The 19,214-nt window shown below is 61.6% G+C and carries 16 protein-coding genes; 7 read left to right on the top strand and 9 right to left on the bottom strand.

Annotation, left to right across the window (positions count from 1 at the left end):
- The first annotated feature begins 58 nt into the window (after positions 1 to 58).
- The 7 genes from ABTV22_RS12935 to ABTV22_RS12905 all read left to right on the top strand — a co-directional run bounded on the left by ABTV22_RS12935 (position 59) and on the right by ABTV22_RS12905 (position 5,426).
- Complete coding sequence (locus ABTV22_RS12935; RefSeq protein WP_433740639.1) at positions 59 to 1,174, top strand: DUF1214 domain-containing protein; 1,116 nt, start codon at positions 59 to 61, stop codon at positions 1,172 to 1,174.
- Entirely contained in the window at positions 1,171 to 2,358 is a 1,188-nt protein-coding gene (locus tag ABTV22_RS12930; RefSeq protein ID WP_433740637.1) for a sulfotransferase family protein, read from the top strand. The genes ABTV22_RS12935 and ABTV22_RS12930 overlap by 4 nt, the downstream gene beginning before the upstream one ends.
- An 18-nt stretch (positions 2,359 to 2,376) precedes the next feature.
- Positions 2,377 to 3,093 carry a hypothetical protein gene (locus ABTV22_RS12925; protein WP_433740636.1) on the top strand — a complete coding sequence of 239 codons (717 nt, stop codon included), beginning with the start codon at positions 2,377 to 2,379 and terminating at the stop codon, positions 3,091 to 3,093.
- 21 nt (positions 3,094 to 3,114) lie between these two features.
- Entirely contained in the window at positions 3,115 to 3,570 is a 456-nt protein-coding gene (locus ABTV22_RS12920; protein WP_433740634.1) for a nuclear transport factor 2 family protein, read from the top strand.
- 20 nt (positions 3,571 to 3,590) lie between these two features.
- Positions 3,591 to 4,058 (top strand): SRPBCC domain-containing protein, encoded by a 468-nt coding sequence (locus tag ABTV22_RS12915; protein ID WP_433740633.1) that lies wholly within the window; start codon positions 3,591 to 3,593, stop codon positions 4,056 to 4,058.
- A 39-nt stretch (positions 4,059 to 4,097) separates the two neighbouring features.
- Positions 4,098 to 4,889 (top strand): SDR family oxidoreductase, encoded by a 792-nt coding sequence (locus ABTV22_RS12910; protein ID WP_433740631.1) that lies wholly within the window; start codon positions 4,098 to 4,100, stop codon positions 4,887 to 4,889.
- Positions 4,890 to 4,970: 81 nt separating this feature from the next.
- On the top strand, positions 4,971 to 5,426 hold the full coding sequence (locus ABTV22_RS12905; RefSeq protein WP_433740629.1) for a nuclear transport factor 2 family protein: 456 nt from the start codon (positions 4,971 to 4,973) through the stop codon (positions 5,424 to 5,426).
- A gap of 1,665 nt (positions 5,427 to 7,091) precedes the next feature.
- On the opposite strand, the gene ABTV22_RS12900 is transcribed toward ABTV22_RS12905, so the two are convergent.
- The 9 genes from ABTV22_RS12900 to ABTV22_RS12860 form a co-directional block, all read right to left on the bottom strand.
- Positions 7,092 to 8,132: a Rieske 2Fe-2S domain-containing protein gene (locus ABTV22_RS12900; protein ID WP_433740627.1), complete on the bottom strand. Its 1,041-nt coding sequence runs from the start codon at positions 8,130 to 8,132 to the stop codon at positions 7,092 to 7,094.
- A 177-nt stretch (positions 8,133 to 8,309) separates the two neighbouring features.
- Entirely contained in the window at positions 8,310 to 9,722 is a 1,413-nt protein-coding gene (locus tag ABTV22_RS12895) for a DUF1329 domain-containing protein (RefSeq protein ID WP_433740625.1), read from the bottom strand.
- 121 nt (positions 9,723 to 9,843) lie between these two features.
- On the bottom strand, positions 9,844 to 11,043 hold the full coding sequence (locus ABTV22_RS12890) for a helix-turn-helix transcriptional regulator (protein WP_433740623.1): 1,200 nt from the start codon (positions 11,041 to 11,043) through the stop codon (positions 9,844 to 9,846).
- Positions 11,044 to 11,132: 89 nt separating this feature from the next.
- The gene (locus tag ABTV22_RS12885; protein WP_433740622.1) at positions 11,133 to 12,341 is read right to left on the bottom strand and encodes an acetyl-CoA C-acyltransferase; all 1,209 of its coding nucleotides are present in this window, start codon (positions 12,339 to 12,341) and stop codon (positions 11,133 to 11,135) included.
- Between the two features lie 7 nt (positions 12,342 to 12,348).
- Complete coding sequence (locus ABTV22_RS12880) at positions 12,349 to 12,819, bottom strand: MaoC family dehydratase (protein WP_433740620.1); 471 nt, start codon at positions 12,817 to 12,819, stop codon at positions 12,349 to 12,351.
- Positions 12,820 to 12,829: 10 nt separating this feature from the next.
- Entirely contained in the window at positions 12,830 to 13,615 is a 786-nt protein-coding gene (locus tag ABTV22_RS12875) for an SDR family oxidoreductase (protein WP_433740618.1), read from the bottom strand.
- A gap of 2,444 nt (positions 13,616 to 16,059) precedes the next feature.
- Positions 16,060 to 16,938 carry an SDR family oxidoreductase gene (locus tag ABTV22_RS12870; protein WP_433740617.1) on the bottom strand — a complete coding sequence of 293 codons (879 nt, stop codon included), beginning with the start codon at positions 16,936 to 16,938 and terminating at the stop codon, positions 16,060 to 16,062.
- Between the two features lie 55 nt (positions 16,939 to 16,993).
- Entirely contained in the window at positions 16,994 to 18,145 is a 1,152-nt protein-coding gene (locus ABTV22_RS12865) for an acetyl-CoA C-acetyltransferase (protein ID WP_433740615.1), read from the bottom strand.
- Positions 18,146 to 18,148: 3 nt separating this feature from the next.
- The gene (locus ABTV22_RS12860) at positions 18,149 to 19,207 is read right to left on the bottom strand and encodes an acyl-CoA dehydrogenase family protein (RefSeq protein ID WP_433740614.1); all 1,059 of its coding nucleotides are present in this window, start codon (positions 19,205 to 19,207) and stop codon (positions 18,149 to 18,151) included.
- Between the last annotated feature and the right edge of the window lie 7 nt (positions 19,208 to 19,214).

The raw sequence follows: 19,214 nt of genomic DNA, 5'->3' as shown, positions 1-19,214 counted from the left end.
GCCGGGCGTTTAACGAGCGCCTCAGGCGAGGCGTTCGCCTAATCAAGAGAGTCTAACAATGACAATCAGCTCTATTGACGAACAACAGCTGTTGAGTGGCCAGACCTGGGCCACCTTTTGCGATCACTTAAAGCGCTGCGGCGAGCAGATCCTGCGCCCCGAAGCACCCGCCGATGCCGCCACCCGCGCCGAAGGCTTCCGTTACCTCACGCGCCTGCTGCGCATCGGCCTGGAAATGCACATCGAGTTTGCCGACCCGGCGTTTCCCAGCTTCTTCAAGACCTCCCATGAGACCGCGAAAATCGGTGCCGACAACCCCGACAATCTCTATGAGTACTCGCGCCTGGACGGCACGCTGCAATACCGCATCAAAGGCCAGCGCGGCAGCGTGGCCTACCTGAGTTTCGGCACCCAGAAAGGCGGCTACGAAACTGACGGCACCCTGATCCAGACCGGTTTCATCGATGCCAGCCAATTGCAGGTCGATGCCCAGGGCCACTTCGAAATCATCCTCAGTCGCGAGCCGCAACCGGGCAACTGGCTGAAAATGGAAGACGCCACCAACGCCTTGATCGTGCGCCAGACCTTTCTTGATCGTCGCAGCGAAGTGCCGGCCAAGCTGAGCATTGAGCGCATTGGCACCGACAGCAAGCCCCAAGCATTGGACCCGGCGACTTTCCAGCAGGGCCTGGCGCGGGTATCGAGCTTCGTGGAGAACACCGCCCGGTTGTTCGCCGACTGGAGCCAAAGCTACCTGCCCCACAGCAACCAATTACCCCCCGCCAACCAGGCCCTGTGCCAGTCAGTGGGCGGCGACCCGAATATTTTCTACTACCACTCGCACTGGGCCCTGGCCGAGGACGAGGCGTTGGTCATCCATATCGACAAAGTACCGGACTGCGACTTCTGGAACCTGCAGATCAATAACTACTGGATGGAATCGCTGGACTACCGCTACCACCAGATCTGCTTCAACAAACACCAGGCCCAATACGACGACAACGGCGGCGTGACCCTGGTCCTCAGCGAGCTGGAGCCTGGCGTGAGCAACTGGCTGCAAACCGCTGGTGTACGCCAAGGCACCCTGTGTCTTCGCTGGGTCGGCGCCAAAGAGCAATGCCACCCCACCACACGCGTGGTCAAGGTATCTGCCGTCGCGGAGGCCGCCGTATGAACGCACCTCTCCGAATCGAAGACCTGACCGTCGAAAAACTGTTGGCCAGCGCTACCGCTCGCACCGAAGGCCTGAGCCATTTTGGCGATGACAACTATCGCGAGTCGTTGCAGGCGCTGCTGACTGCGCTGGCCGCCGAAGCCCAACTGTCGCCGTCCGGCCTTTATTTGCTGGAGGAAAGGTTGGTGGGCCAACTGGTCAACCGCCTGGTGATGGAGGACTACCTCAAGCGCCATCCGGAAATCACCGAGATTGCGATCGACGATCCGTTGGTCATCGTCGGCCTGCCGCGCACCGGCACCACCATGCTTCAGCGTACCCTGGCGGTTGACCCGCGTTTCTACTCGGCCGCGTGGTGGGAAACGCGTTTTCCGGCGCCCTTGGCCGACGAAACCCTGGCCGCACCGTCCAGGCGCATCGCCCAGGCCAAGGCCGAAGTCGAGCTGATGGCCGAGGTGATTCCGCAGATTCTTGCGATTCACCCCCTCGACGCCATGCTCTGCGACGAAGAGTTCATGCTCATGGAGCACTCGTTCATGTGCGCCATGGACGCCTACGTCAATGTACCCAGCTACACCCACTGGCTGGATCAGCAAGACCAGCGGCCGGTCTACACCCAGTTGAAAAAAATGCTGCAGTTCCTGCAATGGCAGAAACAACAACGGGGTGAACCGGCAGGCCAGCGCTGGCTGCTCAAGGCGCCGCAACACCTGCATACCCTGCATCTATTGCTGGATGTCTTCCCCAAGGCCCAGGTGATTCTGACCCACCGCGAACCGGCCCAGACCATCCCGTCGATGGCCAGCATGGCCCACACCCTGTGGCAGATGTACAGCGACAACCCGGACCCGAAAGCCGCCGGCGCACAGTGGAACCAGCGCATGGCGCGCGGCATCCGTCACACCCTGCACGTTCGCGAGCAACACGCACCCGAGCGCTTCCTCGATATTCACTTCGCCGACACCGTGACCCAGCCGCTGGCCGTGCTGGAAAAGGTCTACGCCTTTGCCCAGTTACCGTTTACCGACAAGGCCCGCGCCGACGCGCAGCACTGGCTGTCGCAAAACAGTCGGGAAAAACGTGCCAGCCACGACTACAGCCTGGAGCGTTTCGGACTCAATGAGGCGCAGATGACCCAGGACTACAGCGACTATCGCGCCCGTCACCTGAGCGTCAATCACTGAACAAGGACTGGAGCAATCATGGAAAAAATCATGTTGACCTTGTGGAAGCCGGCCCAACCCGACGCCGGGCAATGGCGCGCGGACTTGCTCGGCTTGCGCGACGGTTTGGCTTGCGCCGGTGGCAAAAACATTCGCGTCATGCTGGTCGATGAGGCGGTGGCCGCCGCGCACACCCAACGCATCACTAACAGCGCCGTGCCCCTGGACGGGCTGATTTCGTTGTGGCTGGACAGTGCCTCGCAATGGCCCGCCATCAAGGCGCTGGTGACGCCGTTAACCAGTCGCCTGGAGGCATATCTGGTGGTGGAGTCCGAGCCCTACCCCGAGGAACGCCTGGCCCGCGCGGCCCAATACCGGGTGCCATTGGGGCAGCGCACACCGGGCATGAATCAGGTGGCGCTACTGCACAAGCCTCACCGTTTGAGCTACGAGCAATGGTACGAAGCCTGGCGCAACGGACACGGCCCCAACGCCTATCCACTGCAATCGATCTTCGGCTACCGGCAGAACACCGTGGTACGGGCGCTGACCTTCGGTGCACCGGTGCTGCACGCCATCGTCGAAGAAAACTTTCCGCCCGAGGCCATCGGCAATCCGCAAGGCTTCTTCGCCGCCCTGGGCGATCCGGACAAATGCGCCCAGCGCCAGCAAGCCATGTACGAATCGACCAGCCGATTCATCGACTTCGAGCGGATCGACTGCATCCAGACCAGTGAATACCAACTCAGTGCGTGACCTGCCCACAGGAGATTTGCCATGTTGGATCTAGAAGCCATCGAGCTGATCAAACAGCTCAAGGCGCGCTACTTCCGCGCCATCGACACCTGCAATATCGAGATGCTCCAGGGCATGCTCACCGAAGACATCGCCCTGTCGTTCAAGAGCCCTGCCTACGAGTTCCACGTCAACGGTCTGGGCGACGCGCTGGACTTCTACCGCACCTCGTTCACCAAGACCCGCCTGGCCACCCACAACGGCCATACCCCGGAAATCGAGGTCGATGGCGACCGGGCCACGGCCCTCTGGTACCTGAGCTACGTGTTCATCAACCTCGAGGACAACACCCACATGCATGGCAGCGCGATCTATCAGGATCGCTACGTCAAGCGCAACGGGCGCTGGATGATCGCCCAGACGGGCTACGAAACCCTGCTCGAGACCATTCAGCCGTTGAGCGAACAGCTGCAGATCACCTCCCGCCCCATCAACTGACTGCACGACAGGAGACCGTCATGGCCAGAGCAGAAAACATAGTGACCTCCCACACCGTGGAAATTAACGCCCCTGCCCGCGTGGTCTGGGAAGTGCTCACCGACCTGGACAATTACCACCTGTGGAACAGCTTCTGCCCAAGCATTCGCTGCGGCCTGCAGATCGGCGACGAGGTGCATATGCAGGTGCTGACGCCCGATACCGGCGAAACCGTTCCGGTGTTCGAATACCTGGTGGCGTGCGACCCCGAGCGGTTGTTGTCCTGGGAGCAGCGCCCGGTCCCGGAAAACATGGATGCCGCCCGCCGTGATCAGTACATCCAGGCCATCGATGCCAACCGCTGCCGCTATTTCACCACCGACATTTTCCTGGGGTTGAACCAGGACACCATCATGCGCGAGCACGGTGCCTGGGTAAAAATCGGTTTCGATCAGATGGCCCTGGACCTCAAGCGACGTGCCGAAACACTGCACGCCAGTCGCGCCTGAACAACGCATTCGCACCACAACAATAAGAAGGTAGTTGCCATGTTGCTCAAAGATAAAGTTGTCATCATTTCCGGTATCGGCCCAGGGCTGGGCATCAAACTGGCCGTGCGTGCCGCCGAATACCAGGCCAAGGCCGTGGTCTTGGCCACCCGCACGCCTGCCAAGCTGGACCAGGCCGAACAGGCCATCCGCGACGCTGGCTACGACACCCCAGTCCTGAAAGTCCCCACCGACATTGCCCAGGCCGAACAGTGCCAGACGCTCGCCGACCTGACCATCGAGCACTTTGGCCGGATCGATGTATTGATCAACTCTGCCTATGCCCATGGCGCCTGGGGCAGTTCCTCCGAATCGTCCATGGACGACTGGCGCAAGGCGATGGACGTGAACCTGTTCGGCACCATGCACATGACCCAGGCAGTGGTACCACAGATGAAGAAACAGCAGTCGGGCAGCATCGTCATGATCAACACCATGGCCACCCGCACCCCCAATCAGCTGGAGTCCGGCTATGCGGTCTCCAAGGGTGCGCTCAAGACTGCCGTGCAGTACCTGGCCCAGGATCTCGGCCCGTTCGGCATCCGCGTCAATTCCACATTCATGGGCTGGATGTGGGGCGCGCCGGTCATCGGCCACTTCGAGAGCGAAGCCAAGCGCCTGGGCGTCCCCATGGCGTCGCTGGTCGACCAGGTTGCCCAGCAGATCGCGCTGCGCAAGATCCCCGAAGACAACGACTGCGCCATGGCCGCCCTGTACCTGGCCAGCGACTACGCCAAGGTCATCACCGGCGCGCAACTGGACGTCAACGGCGGACACTTCCTGCCTTGCTAGATCGCTTTGGCGACAGGGATGTCGCCCCCAATCCAATTGGCAAAGAATGGCCAGACGGCCATCGCCCAGGAGATTACCGACATGTTGGATCTCGTTGCCATCGAGCAAATCAAACAGCTCAAGGCCCGCTATTTTCGTGGTATCGACACCTGCAACCTACCGCTGCTGCGCAGCCTCTTTGCCCCCGAGGTGAAAATCAGCTTCGACAGCCCGACCTACCAGCTAGAACTCAACGGCTTGGACGAGGCCATCGAGTTCTACCGCACCAGCTTCACCAACCGCCGCTTCGGCATGCACAACGGCCATACCCCGGAAATCACGGTCAACGGTGACGAAGCGACTGGCCTCTGGTACCTCAACGACGTGTTCATCAACCTGGATTCGCAGACCCTGCTCAACGGCAGCGCGATCTACGAGGATGCCTATATCAAGATCGACGGCCAGTGGCGCATTTTGCGCACCGGTTACAAACGGCTACTGGAAATGATCGCCCCGCTGGGCACTGAATGGCGAATCACCTCGCGGCCGGTCAACTGAAGGCACGAGCGTGTTTGAGTCAACCATGCATTCTCCTGTAGGAGCCAGGCTTGCCGGCGAAGAACGATAATGCGGTGTGACAAATACACCTCAGCGTCCAGTTCGCCCGTAGGAGCGAGGCTCGCCCGCGAAGAACGATGACGCAGTTTGACAGGCACACCGCAGCGTCCAGTTCGCCGGCAAGCCTGGCTCCTACAGACGAAGAACGATAATGCAGTGTGACAAATACACCTCAGCGTCCAGTTCGCCCGTAGGAGCGAGCTTGCTCGCGAAAAACGCCCGGACAACACGGGCATCCAGACAGCCCATGTCATCGTTGACGTCCATCGCGAGCAAGCTTCGCTCCTACGATTGGATCGGGGGTGCCTGAAAGGTGTTGATCGCCCGTCAAGTCGCCATCGCTGGCAAGCCAGCTCCCACAGCGGAATGTGTACGATCCGCCAACCAGGTCGGCTCCAAGGCCGCCTCGCTTTGGCGGGTCTGAAGTGAACGACTGCCGCTGTAGGAGCGAAGCTTGCTCGCGAAAAACGCCAGGACAACACGGGCATCCAGACAGCCCGCGTCATCGTTGGCGACCATCGCGGGCAAGTCGGAACGCCGCCCGCTCGCTCCTACGGGGGAATGCGTTCATTCGAGATCAGGTCGGCTCAAAGGCCGCCTCGAAGTGAACGACTACCTCTGTAGGAGCGAAGCTTGCTCGCGAAAAACGCCCGGACAACACGGGTATCCAGACACCCCGCATCATCGTGGACGTCCATCACGGGCAAGTCGGAACGCCGCCCGCTCGCTCCTACGGGGGAATGCGTTCATTCGAGATCAGGTCGGCTCTAAGGCCGCCTCGGCTTGGCGGGTCTGAAGTGAGCGACTACCTCTGTAGGAGCGAGCATGCTCGCGAAAAACGCCAGGACAACACCGGCATCCAGACACCCCGCGTCATCGTTGACGATCATCGCGGGCAAGTCGGAACGCCGCCCGCTCGCTCCTACGGGGGGATGCGTTCATTCAAGATCAGGTCGGCTCGAAGGCCGCCACGCATTGGCGGGTCTGAAGTGAACGGCTACCTCCGTAGGAGCGAAGCTTGCTCGCGAAAAACGCCCGGACAACACGGGCATTCAGACACCCCGCGTCATCGTTGACGATCATCGCGGGCAAGTCGGAACGCCGCCCGCTCGCTCCTACGGGGGAATGTGTACGATCCGCCAACCAGGTCGGCTCAAAGGCCGCCTCGCATTGGCGGGTCTGAAGTGAACGGCTACCTCCGTAGGAGCGAAGCTTGCTCGCGAAAAACGCCAGGACAACACGGGCCTCCAGACAGCCCATGTCATCGTTAACGTCCATCGCGAGCGAGCTCGCTCCTACATGAGCAGTCCTAGCGCAAATTCAGCCAATTCGGAACGCTCTGGCTGATGGCCACACAACCCGCATATTGCTTGCAGGCCTTCACACTAGGAGGCTCCGGCGGTTGCGAGACCCCAACGGTCAGCACCAGGAGGAACAGCATCAAGAAGCAAACATAATAGGCAAGAAGACTTTTTGTTTTCATTGTCAGTGCTCTCGTGACCGTCAGGTCGGACCTATGTCGTATAAAACAGAAAGGGTTGGCCCCTTTCTGGCGCCTTCTGTGAGCGACACACCAAGGCATGTCACTCACAGGAGGTTTGCCTGTCAGCGCTCGTCAACCGTAATGAACTCACGGCGTTCGGCCATGAACGCCGGCACGTCATCCTCATTGGTGAAGAACTGCTCGTACCATTCGCGCAACTGGTAAACCGGGCCGTCGGTTTCAGCCAGGATCGGCTTGTCGATACGGATCTTGTGCTTCCAGATCACCACATCCTGATAGAACGAATCCCGATTGCCCTGGACATACGCCTTGGCCACTTCCTGGTTCTGTTCTTCCGTCCAGCCCGGCACTCGCTTGACCATGCAGCCAAAGCGCAAGTCAAAGCTGTTCGGTGTCACCGGCACATGGCTGTTGAGCAAAATGGCGTGGATGCGCACATCGCCGAACATTGAGCTGATCTGCGTGAAGTGAGTCGCCGGCCCGTAATAAGCCGATGGCGCGATCAGATCGCCCCCCAGGCGCTCGGAGTCGCCATGGAAAATCTGGTGCCCGATGTGCCCTTCGAACACGTTGGCGAAGTACTTGGTGGGTGTGCCGTGTACCGGCCCGAAATGCTGGGCATCCACCAGGTTATCGACCAACTCCCGTGGGTTGGTTTCGATGTGCATGGTGTCGATGTTCCAGTCGTGGATCCAGTCCGGGTCGTCCATCTCCGGCAAGTGCGGAATGATCACGCCTTCTTTCGGTGGACGACCCTCGGGGTTGTTCCAGATGAACAACAAGTTGTTTTCTTCGCAGGTCAGCCAGCTGCGGGTCTTGGCCTTGGGCGGGATGCGCTTGCAGTAAGGGATCTCGACGCATTTGCCACCGGTGTCGTACTTCCAGTGGTGGAATGGGCACACCAGCTTGTCGCCTTCGATGGTGCCCTGGGACAGGTCGGCGCCCATGTGCGGGCAATAGGCATCCAGAACGCTGATGGTGCCCTGGCTGTCGGCAAAGGCCACCAGCCGGGTGCCGAACACTTCCAGGGTATGGGGCTTGCCGTCACGGTAGTCGGCGGCATTGCCCAGGCAGTGCCAGCCACGGGCGTAACGGTAGGTGCGCTGGGCGTTCTCGACATTGATTTCAGCGAGTTTCGTCATTGTTATTGTTCCTCGATTGCAGACTCGGGGCTGGCAATGCCCCCAAGAAAAACAGGGTGATCCCATGGCAAACATCATTGAACAGCCGCGCCACGAGATCATCGTTCAGTTGGACTAGATCAAACGCGATCCACTCTCAAAGGGCGCCCGCTTCGCCGTGGGCACCCTGCTCCACGGTTACTGGCCAAATCGCCGGGCGGCTTCCGGGCCGAAATCCCGAGGGCTGAAGCCCGGCTTGTTCAACTGGTAGCCGTTGCGCTGTTCGTTGATCAGGTTGAACGCCAGGTAACTGCCGGCATTGAGGTCGTAGTACAGGCCCACGCCCGCTTGCGGCCGCTGGCTTTCGTAGGCGTAGAAAAAGTTCAGCATCGAGGTCCGCCACAGCTCGCCACGGTTGTCGTAGTTGTCGGCGAGCATCGGGAACCAGGTGTCTTCATCGATGTACAGCTTGCGTTTGCCGTACAGGTGGCGATAACCGGGCTTGAGCGTGCCTTCCAGCTCCCAGACCCGATGACGCTCATAGCGCATGGCGTCCTGGTTGATGTGGCCGGGGGTCAGCAGGTCGGCGTATTTGAGGTTGGCCGCGTGCAGGCGATAGGTGTTGTAGGGGATGAACATCTCGCGCTTGCCGACGATCTTCCAGTCATAACGCTGGCCGGAGCCGTTGAACAGGCGCACCTCGTCCACGGTGATCGAGCCCCCGCTGCCGGGGAACGACATGTCGAAGCCATACCCCGGCGACTGGCGGACACGGCGGGTGCCCGGATCGTAACGCCAGGCCTGGCGAGGCTCGGTCTTGTCGTTCCAGAACTCGGTGCCGGTGTTGATCTCGCCCTTGTCCCGTTGCGGCAGCAGGGTTTCGTTGAGGTAGAACGAGGAGTTGCCAACGGTCTCGCCTTTCTTGCCCGGCTCCAACGACGGCGCCAGGTTGCGCGAGTGCACGCGGCCCCAGTTGATGTTGCCGTCCTTGAGCACATAGGCATTGTCGGAGGTGTACTCCTCGGTCCAGGCGCGCAAGGTGAAGGTCGAGGCGTTCTTGAGCAGTTCCAGGCCGCTGCGCGGGACCGGGAAAGCGGTACCGCCGGTTTTGCCCACCACCCCTTCACCGTCATCGACCAGTCGCGCGATGCTGGCGTTTTCGCGGGTGGCATTGCACACCGCGTCATCGAAACGAAAATCCCGATGCGAAGGGTAGATCGGCATCTTGTAGGTGGCCGGGTACAGCTTGAACAAGGCTTTCTGCCCATCGGACAAGTAGTTGCTGTACTGCGCCAGGTTCGCCGTGGTGATGACGAACAGCGGCTTTTCTTCCGGATACGGGTCGACCGGATGGTAGCCGGTGCCTTTGAAGTCTACGTGCGGCGGCACACCCAACCACTTGCCACTGAAGGCCGGGATGCTGCCATCGGCATTGGCGCTTTTCTCGGCCCCCACGCACGTCAAATCCTTGCCCAGGCGCTCCACATCTTCCGGTGCGGCGTTCGCCGTAACGACTGCACTGCAGCCCAATATCAACCCCAACACCCAAACGGGCGTGGCATGGGTAGCGCGCGGGACAAGACCCTTGGAGGCCAGGTGACTGCCGGTCATTTTTATTCTCCTTGGTTACCGATAGCGGTCGCCCAGTATCGGCAGGCCAAGAAGTCGCAAGCATCGTCCGCACGGACTAACGCATTTTTGCGCGAAGCGGAACAAAGACAGCCTCAATCGCTTACTCGGCCAGCTCAGGCGAATGCGCTTGCGCCAACGCCACGACACTGTTGAGCATGATCCTCACCAACTCGGTCTGGCGGCGCACACCGGTCTTGGAAAAAATCGAACGCAAGTGCGCGCGGGCGGTATTGCGGCGGATGCTCAAGGTCTCCGACGCTTCCTCCAGCGACAGCCCGTTGGCCAGCTCCAGGGCCAGCGCGGTTTCCGCCGGGGTCAGGTTGTAGAGCTGCGACGTCGCCACGTTACTGACCAGCGACTTGCTGACCGCATCGCGTACATAGACCACGACCGTCGGCTTGCCCCGGCCCTCGACCAGTTCCTGGGTCGGGATCAATTCCACCACCACCCCCAGGCTGACTTTCCCCGAGGGTCGGGAAATCGACATGGCCTCGGCGCCCTGTAACCCGGCACCGCCGGGCCTTGCTCGCGCAAAGGCGTTGCGCACCAGGCGCAGCAGCTCACGATTGTCACTGGGGTACGTGGCCTCAAGCCGGCCGCCGACGACTTTAAGGCCGTCCTGGCTGTCGAGAATCTCCCGCGCCACCGAGTTGAGTTGCACCACACTGCCATTCTCATCGAGCACAAAAGTCGCCACCGCCATGCGGCTGATGGTCTGCGAATACAGACTGCCCAGGGACTCGCTGCGATCGAGCTGTGAATGCATGTGCAACGCACGGCGCAAATGCGGCAAGAGCATCTCGCACATGGCGCGATCAACTTGGGAAAACCGTGCCTGCCCCGGTGGCCGGTTGATCCGGAAACGCACGGCACTGCCATCGGGCATTCGGATATCGGCGCCAAGCATCTGGAGACAGTTATGAGGTTGGCAGTACAACAGATAAAACGAAGAACTGACCCATTCGGCCTCGCTCATCAACTCATCGACGGTGAACACCGTGTCGGTGGGCAGACTGTCGAACAGCGTGGACTTGGAGTAGTAGGCGTAGTGGTTGATGCCGCCCTCCTCCGGCTCGACGTCGCCGGCAACCATCATTGGCGACAGCAGCGGCTCGTCCTGAACGCGCAGGATCAAGGTCACGAAATTGGCCTTGAACAGCGAACGCAACTGGCGCAGCGACTCCCCCAGGCGGCGAATATCCATGGCCGAATCGTACATGTTGCCGATGAGCCGTTCGTAATCGGCCAGCTCCAACCCCATCTCCGACAGGACCTGTGTATTCGTCAAACGACTTTGCATTGCCACTCCCCCGCAACGAGGCCCGGACTGGGCCTCGCTTGAATCAATGGTCATGGGTGATATCGATGCGCAATGCACCGCGATGAGCCTTACGGCAATTCGAACAACCCGGCCGCGCCCATGCCACCGCCAATGCACATGGCGATCACCACATACCGGGCACCGCGACGACGACCTTCCAGCAGTGCATGGCCGACCATGCGCGCCCCGGACATGCCGAACGGGTGACCAATGGAGATGGCGCCGCCGTTGACATTCAGGCGCTCGGCCGGAATTTGCAGGGCATCGCGGCAATGCAGGACCTGGCAGGCAAAGGCTTCGTTGATTTCCCACAGGCCGATATCCGAAACACTCAAACCAAAGCGCTTGAGTAACTTGGGTACGGCCACCACCGGGCCGATGCCCATTTCCTCCGGCGCACAGCCGCCCACGGCAATGCCCCGGTAGATACCCAGCGGCGTCAACCCGCGCCGCTTGGCTTCCGAACGGCTCATCAGCAGGCTGGCCGACGCACCGTCGGAGAACTGCGAGGCGTTGCCAGCGGTAATGAACTCACCCTGCTCGATCCATTTTCCGTCTTTCCACACCGGCTTCAGTGCCGCCAAGTCCTCCAGGCGAGTGTTCGGGCGGTTGCATTCGTCGCGCTCGACCAACACACGCTGGTGACCACTGGGCTTTGCATCGGCATCGAAACACAGCTTATCGACGCTCAGGCCGACGATTTCTTCGTCGAACAGACCGTCACGCTGGGCGGCAGCGGTACGCAATTGGCTCAGCAGGGAATATTCGTCCTGGGCAGCGCGGCTGATGCCGTAGCGGCGCGAGACGATTTCAGCGGTCTCCAGCATCGGGATGTAGGCGCTGGGCATGATCTCCAGCACGGCTTCGGACTGGGCGCGGTAGCTGTTCTTGTGCTTGGTCTGGGTCAGCGACAACGACTCCACGCCACCGCCGATGGCGATGTTCAATTCGCCGGTCATGATGCCCTTGGCGGCAACGCCGATGCTCATCAAGCCCGAGGCGCACATGCGATCCAGGGCCATGCCCGGCACGGTGTCCGGCAAGCCGCCGGTGTAGGCGCACAGGCGGCCGATGTTGTAGGCCTGGGTGCCCTGCTGCACCGCCGCGCCCATGATCACATCGTCCACTTCACCCGGCTCGATACCGGCGCGCTCGACCACGGCACGCACCACGTGCCCGCCCAGCACTGGGGCTTCGGTATCGTTGAACGAGCCGCGAAAGGATTTGGCCAGCGCGGTGCGCGCGGTGGCGACGATGACAACTTCATTCAGGTCCATGACAGGCTCACTCGGTAATTGGGTTGAAGGTGTAACGGCTGATGGTGTCGATCACGCAACCAGGGCGTGACTGGCCTTCCACTTCTACGGTCACGCGCACCACCAGTTGCACCGTGTCCGCGAGCTGTTCGGCGCGCACGATGCTGGCGCTGCCGCGCACCCGCGAGCCGACCTTGACCGGTGCCGGAAAGCGCACGCGGTCACTGCCGTAATTGACGCCCATCGCCATGTTGTCGAGGGTGATCAATTGCGGCAGGAACAGGTTGACCAGCGACTGGGTCAGGTAACCGTGGGCGATGCACGCACCGAACGGACCGCTGGCGGCGCGTACCGGATCGACATGAATCCACTGGTGATCGCCGGTGGCTTCGGCGAATAAATCGATGCGTTCCTGGCTGATGGTCAGCCACTCGGTACACCCCAGGTCCAGGCCCTCGGCCTTGAGCAACGCCTGGGCACTGCTGAAAACATGACTCATGGCTGATTCCTCAGGCTTGTTGGGAACTGACGGACAGCACTTCGCCGACCATGTAGGAGGCGTAATCGCTGGCCAGGAACATCATCACGTTGGCCACCTCCCAGACCTCGGCGGCACGGCCGAAAGCTTCGCGTCCGGCCAGGCTGGCGAGCAGCTCTTCGCTGGAGGCCTTCTTGAGAAAGTCATGCAGGGCTATCGAGGGCGACACCGCGTTGATGCGCACACCGTACTCGGCGGCTTCCAGCGCGCTGCAACGGGTCAGGGCCATGACCCCGGCCTTGGCGGCGGCGTAATGCGCCTGCTCCTTCTGCGCGCGCCAGCCGAGGACCGAGGCATTGTTGACGATGGCCCCGGCACCACGGCGCTGCATCGGCCCCAGCATCGCGCGGGTCATGCGGAAGGTGCCGGTCAGGGTCACATCCAGTACCCGCAGCCACTCCTCGTCGCTCATCTCGACCAGGCGCTTCTGGCCACCGAGGCCTGCGTTGTTGATCAACACGTCGACACCGCCAAGCAGATTTTCAGCGCTGGCCACCAAGGCCTGGACTTCGTCTTCAACGGTGACGTTGCACAACTGGCCATAGATGGCTTGCAGGCCGGTTTCGGCCTTGAGGCGCTCCACGGCTTCTTCGAGACGACGTGGGTGCACGTCGGAAATCATCAACGCCCGACAGCCCTCCTCGGCGCTGCGCCGGGCGGCCGAGTAACCAATACCGGCGCCGGCTGCGGCGGTGATCAGCACCGACTTGCCTGATAGCAGTTGGTGACCGGGAACATAAGGGGGGGCTTGTTTCACAGCGTTTACCTCCGAAGGGATCTGTACGCTGTCAGGTATAACGCGGGGCTTGGGGGTGGCACATCGTCAAAACGGGGTATGGCGGGGTCGGGTGTTTGCTTTGGGTTGGCGGTTTCACCCTCACGACTAGTCACTTTGGAAAAGCCTGTAGGAGCGAGCATGCTCGCGATGGTCGTCAACGATGATGCTGGGCACCTGTCACTCCTCGTTGCTCTCAGGTTCATCGCGAGCATGCTCGCTCCTACAGGAGTCGCCGCCATCGTGGTTAACGGGGCGCCCAGGTCCAAAACCAAAGCGAGGCGGCCTTACAGCCAATCTGTTTTCGAGTGAACGCTTTCCCCCGTAGGAGCGTGGCTGCCCGCGATGGACGTCAACGATAACGCGGGGTGTCTGGATGCCCGTGTTGTCTGGGCGTTTTTCGCGAGCAAGCTCGCTCCTACAGGGAGGCGTTGGGCCTGCTCGCTAAAAGTCTGGAGGGTGCACATATCCGTTGTTTTTGTAACGGCGGCTATTGGTTCCGCTCTTATAGCGGGTTACTTGGAAGAGCGCCAAGTAACCAAGCGCTCTTGCCCCACCACTTGGTGCCTCGCCTGGGCTCGGCATGCCCTCACTCCGGCATTGCTCCGTGGGTCGCCGCCATCGGCCATCCATGGCCGGGGGCGGCTAAACCGGCGTCCTGCCGGTTTCCCCACGGCGCAATGCCTGCGTTCGGCCATCGTGGTTAACGGGGCGCTCAGATCCAAAACCAAAGCGAGGCGGCCTTCGAGCCGACCTGACTTGGGCTGGTGTCCGCATTCCCCTGTGGGAGCTGGCTTGTCGGGTCGCCGCATCGCAGCGATGGCGGCGTGGCTGACGGCCAACACCTTCCAGGCACACCGCAATCAAACTGTAGGAGCGAGCCTGCTCGCGATGAACGTCAACGATGACGCGGGCTGTCTGGATGCCCGTGTTGTCTGGGCGTTTTTTCGCGAGCAAGCTCGCTCCTACAGGGAGGCGTTGGGCCTGCTCGCTAAAAGTCTGGAGGGTGCACATATCCGTTGCTGCGGTCACGGCTGCTTAGGGTTCCGCTCTTACAGCGGGTTACTTGGAAGAGCGCCAAGTAACCAAGCGCTCTTGCCCCACCACTTGGTGCCTCGCCTAGGCTCGGCATGCCCTCACTCCGGCATTGCTCCGTGGGTCGCCGCCATCGGCCATCCATGGCCGGGGGCGGCTAAACCGGCGTCCTGCCGGTTTCCCCACTGCGCAATACCTGCGTTCGGCCATCGTGGTTAACGGGGCGCTCAGATCCAAAACCAACGCGAGGCGGCCTTCGAGCCGACCTGACCACACGTGAACGCTTTCCCCTGTGGGAGCGTGGCTTGCCCGCGATGGATGTCAACGATGACGCGGGGTGTCTGGATGCCCGTGTTGTCTGGGCATTTTTCGCGAGCAGGCTCGCTCCTACAATTGGATCGGGTGTGCCTGAAAGGCGTTGATCGCCAGTCAGGTCGCCATCACTGGCAAGCCAGCTCCCACAGGGGAATGTGGACACCTGCCAAAGCCAGGTCGGCTCGTAGGCCGCCTCGGTTTGGCGGGTCTGAAGTGAACGACTACCTCTGTAGGAGCGAAGCTTACTCGCGAAAAACATCAGGACAAAACGAGCATTCAGACACCTCCGAGTCATCGTTGACGTCCATCGCGAGCAAGCATCGCTCCTACGATTGGATCGGGGCGTACCTGAAAGGCGTTGGTCGTCAGCTACGCAGCCATCGCTGCGATGCGGCGACCCGACAAGCCAGCTCCCACAGGGGAATGCGGACACCTGCCAAAGCCAGGTCGGCTCGTAGGCCGCCTCGCTTTGGATTTTGAGGCACACGCCCCCTCGAGAGGCCGAGTGGAGGTTCTGCGCAGTGGGCAAACCGGCATGGATGCCGGTTTAGCCGCCCCCGGCCATGGATGGCCGATGGCGGCGGGCCCACGGAGCAGGACCGGAGCGAGGGCATGCCGAGCCATGGCGAGGCACCGAACGAAAGGGGCAAAAGCGCTTGGTTACTTGGCGCTTCTCCAAGTGACTCGCCGTAAGGGCGAAACCATTAGTGGCCGTTACTGCACCAACGGATATGTACACCCTCCAGGCTTTTTGCGAGCAAACGCAACGCTCCCTGTAGGAGCGAGCATGCTCGCGAAAAACATCCAGACAACGCGGGCATTCAGACAGCCCGCGTCATCGTTGACGACCATCGCGAGCAAGCATCGCTCCTACGATTGGATCGGGGCGTACCTGAAAGGTGTTGGTCGTCAGCCAGGCAGCCATCGCTGCGATGCGGCGACCCGACAAGCCAGCTCCCACAGGGGAATGTGGACACCTGCCAAAACCAGGTCGGCTCGTAGGCCGCCTCGCTTTGGACTTTGAGGTAAGTGGCCGTAACCGAGAAGCCGGATATGTACACCCGCCCCACCAGCCCCTACGTCCCCCAAACCCTCTGAGCCTTAGGCGCCTCAGCAAGAATCTCGTCAACAGCCGCACCAATCTCCTCCACCCGCCACATCGCCCCCTTGTCACGGGTCACGCCAGTGCGCCACCCATCCCCCAGGGAAATCCGCCCACCCTGGCTCTCGAAGACCTGGCCACTGACGTGCGCCGACTCCGCGCTACCCAGCCACACCACCAATGGCGCAACGTTTTCCGCAGCCCAGGCATCGAAACCACCGTCCTCAGGCTTCTTCACCACATCCGGCATTGCGCTTTCGGTCATCGAGGTGCGTGCCGCCGGAGCCAACGCGTTGGCGGTAATGCCGTAGCGCGCCAACTCAGCCGCCTGCACCAACGTCAACGCGGCAATCCCGCCCTTGGCTGCCGAATAGTTGGACTGCCCCACCGAGCCTTGAAGGCCTGCACCGGAGCTGGTGTTGATGATGCGACCGTCAACCGGTGTGCCGGCCTTGGCCAGATCCCGCCAACGCCGCCCCAACAGATTGGCCAGGCAGTAATGCCCCTTGAGGTGCACGCGCATCACCATGTCCCAGTCTTCTTCGCTGAGGCTGATGAACATGCGGTCGCGCAGCACCCCGGCATTGTTGACCAACACATGCACTTCACCGAACGCCGCCAACGCCGCATCGATGATGTGCTGCGCGGTGGCCAGGGTGGTGATGTCATCACTGTTGGCAATGGCCTGGCCACCGCTGGCAAGGATTTCGCCCGCGACATCTTGCGCCGCATCGGCGCGGATATCATTGATCACCACGTTGGCGCCCGCAGCGGCGAACGCCAGCGCATAGGCGCGACCGAGCCCGCCGCCGGCCCCGGTGATGATCACGGTGCGGCCTGAACAAATAGCCATGCTTCACTCCTTTGACTGCACGCCCCTGGGGCGGCAATACGGATAGATAAGAAAATTAAAGGCGTTCGATGATCGTGACGTTGGCCTGGCCGCCGCCTTCGCACATGGTCTGCAGGCCATAGCGGCCACCGCTGCATTCCAGTTCGTTCAACAGCGTGGTCATCAACCGCGCGCCCGTGGCGCCCAACGGGTGGCCCAAGGCGATGGCGCCACCATTAACGTTGGTGCGCGCCGGGTCGTAATCGAGCTCCTTGGCCCAGGCCATGACCACCGAAGCAAAGGCTTCATTGATTTCGACACAATCAATGTCGCTCATGCGCAGGCCGGTTTTTTCCAAAGCCCGACGGGTCGCGGCGATGGGCGCGGTCAGGTGCCAGATCGGGTCGTCGCCCAGCACCGTGAGGTGATGGATGCGCGCCCGTGGCGTCAGGTCGTAACGCTTGAGCGCCGCCTCCGACACCACCAGCAAGGCCGCCGAGGCGTCGCAGGTCTGGCTTGAAACAGCGGCCGTGATCGACGGAAATTGCGGGTCCACCGGCTGCAACTCAGCCATTTTCGAAAGGCTGGTCAGGCGCGGTGTTTCATCCACGCGCAAACCATTGCAGGCAACGATTTCCCGAGCGAAGCGCCCGCTCTCGATAGCGGCCAACGCGCGGGCATGGCTTTGCAGGGCGAAGGCTTCCATCTGCTCGCGGCTGATATTCCAGTGATCGGCAATGCGCTGTGCGGCGTAGAACTGGTTGACCGGTTGATCACCGAAGCGAGCGCGCCAACCTTCGCTGCCGGAAAACGGATCGGGGAAACCCAGCGGCTGCCCGGCCAACATCGCCGAGGAAATCGGAATCCGGGTCATGGTTTGCACCCCGCCGACGGCGATCACGTCCTGGGTGCCGCTCATCACCGCCTGCGCCGCAAAATGCAGCGCCTGTTGCGACGAGCCACACTGGCGATCAATCGTGGTGCCGGGCACATTTAACGGCAATCCGGCCGCCAGCCAACTGGTGCGGGCGATATCCCCGGCCTGGGAACCGATGGTGTCGACGCAACCGAAGATCACGTCGTCATAGTCTTCGCCGGGAATCACGTTGCGTTCCACCAATGCCTTGAGCACTTGGGCGCCCAGGTCGATGGCATGGACGTCGCTCAAGGCACCCTTGCGCTTGCCGGTCGGGCTGCGCAGTGCATCAACAATGTAGGCCTCTGGCATGACTCACTCCTCGAAAGTATGGCCCGGGCCCAGGCGGGCACCGTCGGTGAACAGGTAGTCACTGACTCGGGTTTTATGAAAACCGCGATCACCCCAGGATGCATCGAGCGCCCAGGCTCGTTTCATGAACATTTGCAGGTCGACTTCCCAGGTGTACCCCATCGCACCATGCACCTGAATGCCCTTGCGCGCCGCGATCCAACTGGCTTCGCAGCAAGCCAGGCGGGCCTGGGACACCCAGACGCTGGCGTTGGCATCGCCCCGGGCCAGACCGTGGGCAGCGCGGTACAGCACCGGCTTGGCCTGTTCGATGTGGCGGGCGACATCGGCCAGGTGATGCTTGACGGCTTGGAAGCTGCCGATCGGCTTGCCGAACTGCTTACGTTGCGCGACGTAGTCCACGGACAAATCGAGCATGCGTTGCGCCAGCCCGAGCAGTTGCCCGGCGACCGACAAGGCACCACGGTCCAGCAGTCGCGCCTGCAAGGTACGCCCCAATTCGCCGCTGGCCACACAGGTGGCCGGGGTCGGGTTCCAGCTGACTCGCCCCAGGCGCCGGGAGGCGTCGATGCTCGGCTGCTGCAACACATCCACCTGGGCGCGGGGCACGATGTGCAGGTCGTCGCCATCGATCAGGATCAAGACTTCCGCCTGTTGTGCATCGCTGACCAGTGGATTGAGCGGATGGCCGATGGCAATGCGCACAGTGCCCTCGGCAATGCGCGGCAGCAGGCCGCTGCGCGCCGGGTGCCCGCTCTCCAGACCGGCGAGCAGGCCAGTGGCGACATACGCGGTGTCGGCCAGGGAGTCGGGAATCGCGTAATACCCCAGTTCCTGGGTCATCAACGCCCACGCCACATCGTCCATGCCCAGGCCACCCTCGGCCTCGGGGACCGACAAGGCGGTCAGGCCCTGTTCGGCAATCTTGCCGCGCAGGTCCGGTGAGCGACCGACATCGGTCTCCCAGATTTCCCGGAGCATTTCCGGGGCGGCTTCGGTCATCAGGAAACGACTGATGGCTTCGCGAAACGTCAGCTGGTCATCGGTAAAAGTGAAGTCCATGGCCCGT

Source organism: Pseudomonas putida, from assembly GCF_050990305.1.
Lineage (GTDB): Bacteria > Pseudomonadota > Gammaproteobacteria > Pseudomonadales > Pseudomonadaceae > Aquipseudomonas > Aquipseudomonas putida_AH.
This window is presented reverse-complemented; position numbering and strand designations above follow the sequence as displayed.

Coding starts and splice junctions, on each gene's coding strand:
- ABTV22_RS12900 (WP_433740627.1), bottom strand. CDS start 8,132: ATGACGAAACTCGCTGAAATCAATGTCGAGAACGCCCAGCGCACCTAC.
- ABTV22_RS12905 (WP_433740629.1), top strand. CDS start 4,971: ATGTTGGATCTCGTTGCCATCGAGCAAATCAAACAGCTCAAGGCCCGC.
- ABTV22_RS12895 (WP_433740625.1), bottom strand. CDS start 9,722: ATGACCGGCAGTCACCTGGCCTCCAAGGGTCTTGTCCCGCGCGCTACC.
- ABTV22_RS12885 (WP_433740622.1), bottom strand. CDS start 12,341: ATGGACCTGAATGAAGTTGTCATCGTCGCCACCGCGCGCACCGCGCTG.
- ABTV22_RS12935 (WP_433740639.1), top strand. CDS start 59: ATGACAATCAGCTCTATTGACGAACAACAGCTGTTGAGTGGCCAGACC.
- ABTV22_RS12880 (WP_433740620.1), bottom strand. CDS start 12,819: ATGAGTCATGTTTTCAGCAGTGCCCAGGCGTTGCTCAAGGCCGAGGGC.
- ABTV22_RS12920 (WP_433740634.1), top strand. CDS start 3,115: ATGTTGGATCTAGAAGCCATCGAGCTGATCAAACAGCTCAAGGCGCGC.
- ABTV22_RS12860 (WP_433740614.1), bottom strand. CDS start 19,207: ATGGACTTCACTTTTACCGATGACCAGCTGACGTTTCGCGAAGCCATC.
- ABTV22_RS12870 (WP_433740617.1), bottom strand. CDS start 16,938: ATGGCTATTTGTTCAGGCCGCACCGTGATCATCACCGGGGCCGGCGGC.
- ABTV22_RS12910 (WP_433740631.1), top strand. CDS start 4,098: ATGTTGCTCAAAGATAAAGTTGTCATCATTTCCGGTATCGGCCCAGGG.
- ABTV22_RS12890 (WP_433740623.1), bottom strand. CDS start 11,043: ATGCAAAGTCGTTTGACGAATACACAGGTCCTGTCGGAGATGGGGTTG.
- ABTV22_RS12915 (WP_433740633.1), top strand. CDS start 3,591: ATGGCCAGAGCAGAAAACATAGTGACCTCCCACACCGTGGAAATTAAC.
- ABTV22_RS12930 (WP_433740637.1), top strand. CDS start 1,171: ATGAACGCACCTCTCCGAATCGAAGACCTGACCGTCGAAAAACTGTTG.
- ABTV22_RS12865 (WP_433740615.1), bottom strand. CDS start 18,145: ATGCCAGAGGCCTACATTGTTGATGCACTGCGCAGCCCGACCGGCAAG.
- ABTV22_RS12925 (WP_433740636.1), top strand. CDS start 2,377: ATGGAAAAAATCATGTTGACCTTGTGGAAGCCGGCCCAACCCGACGCC.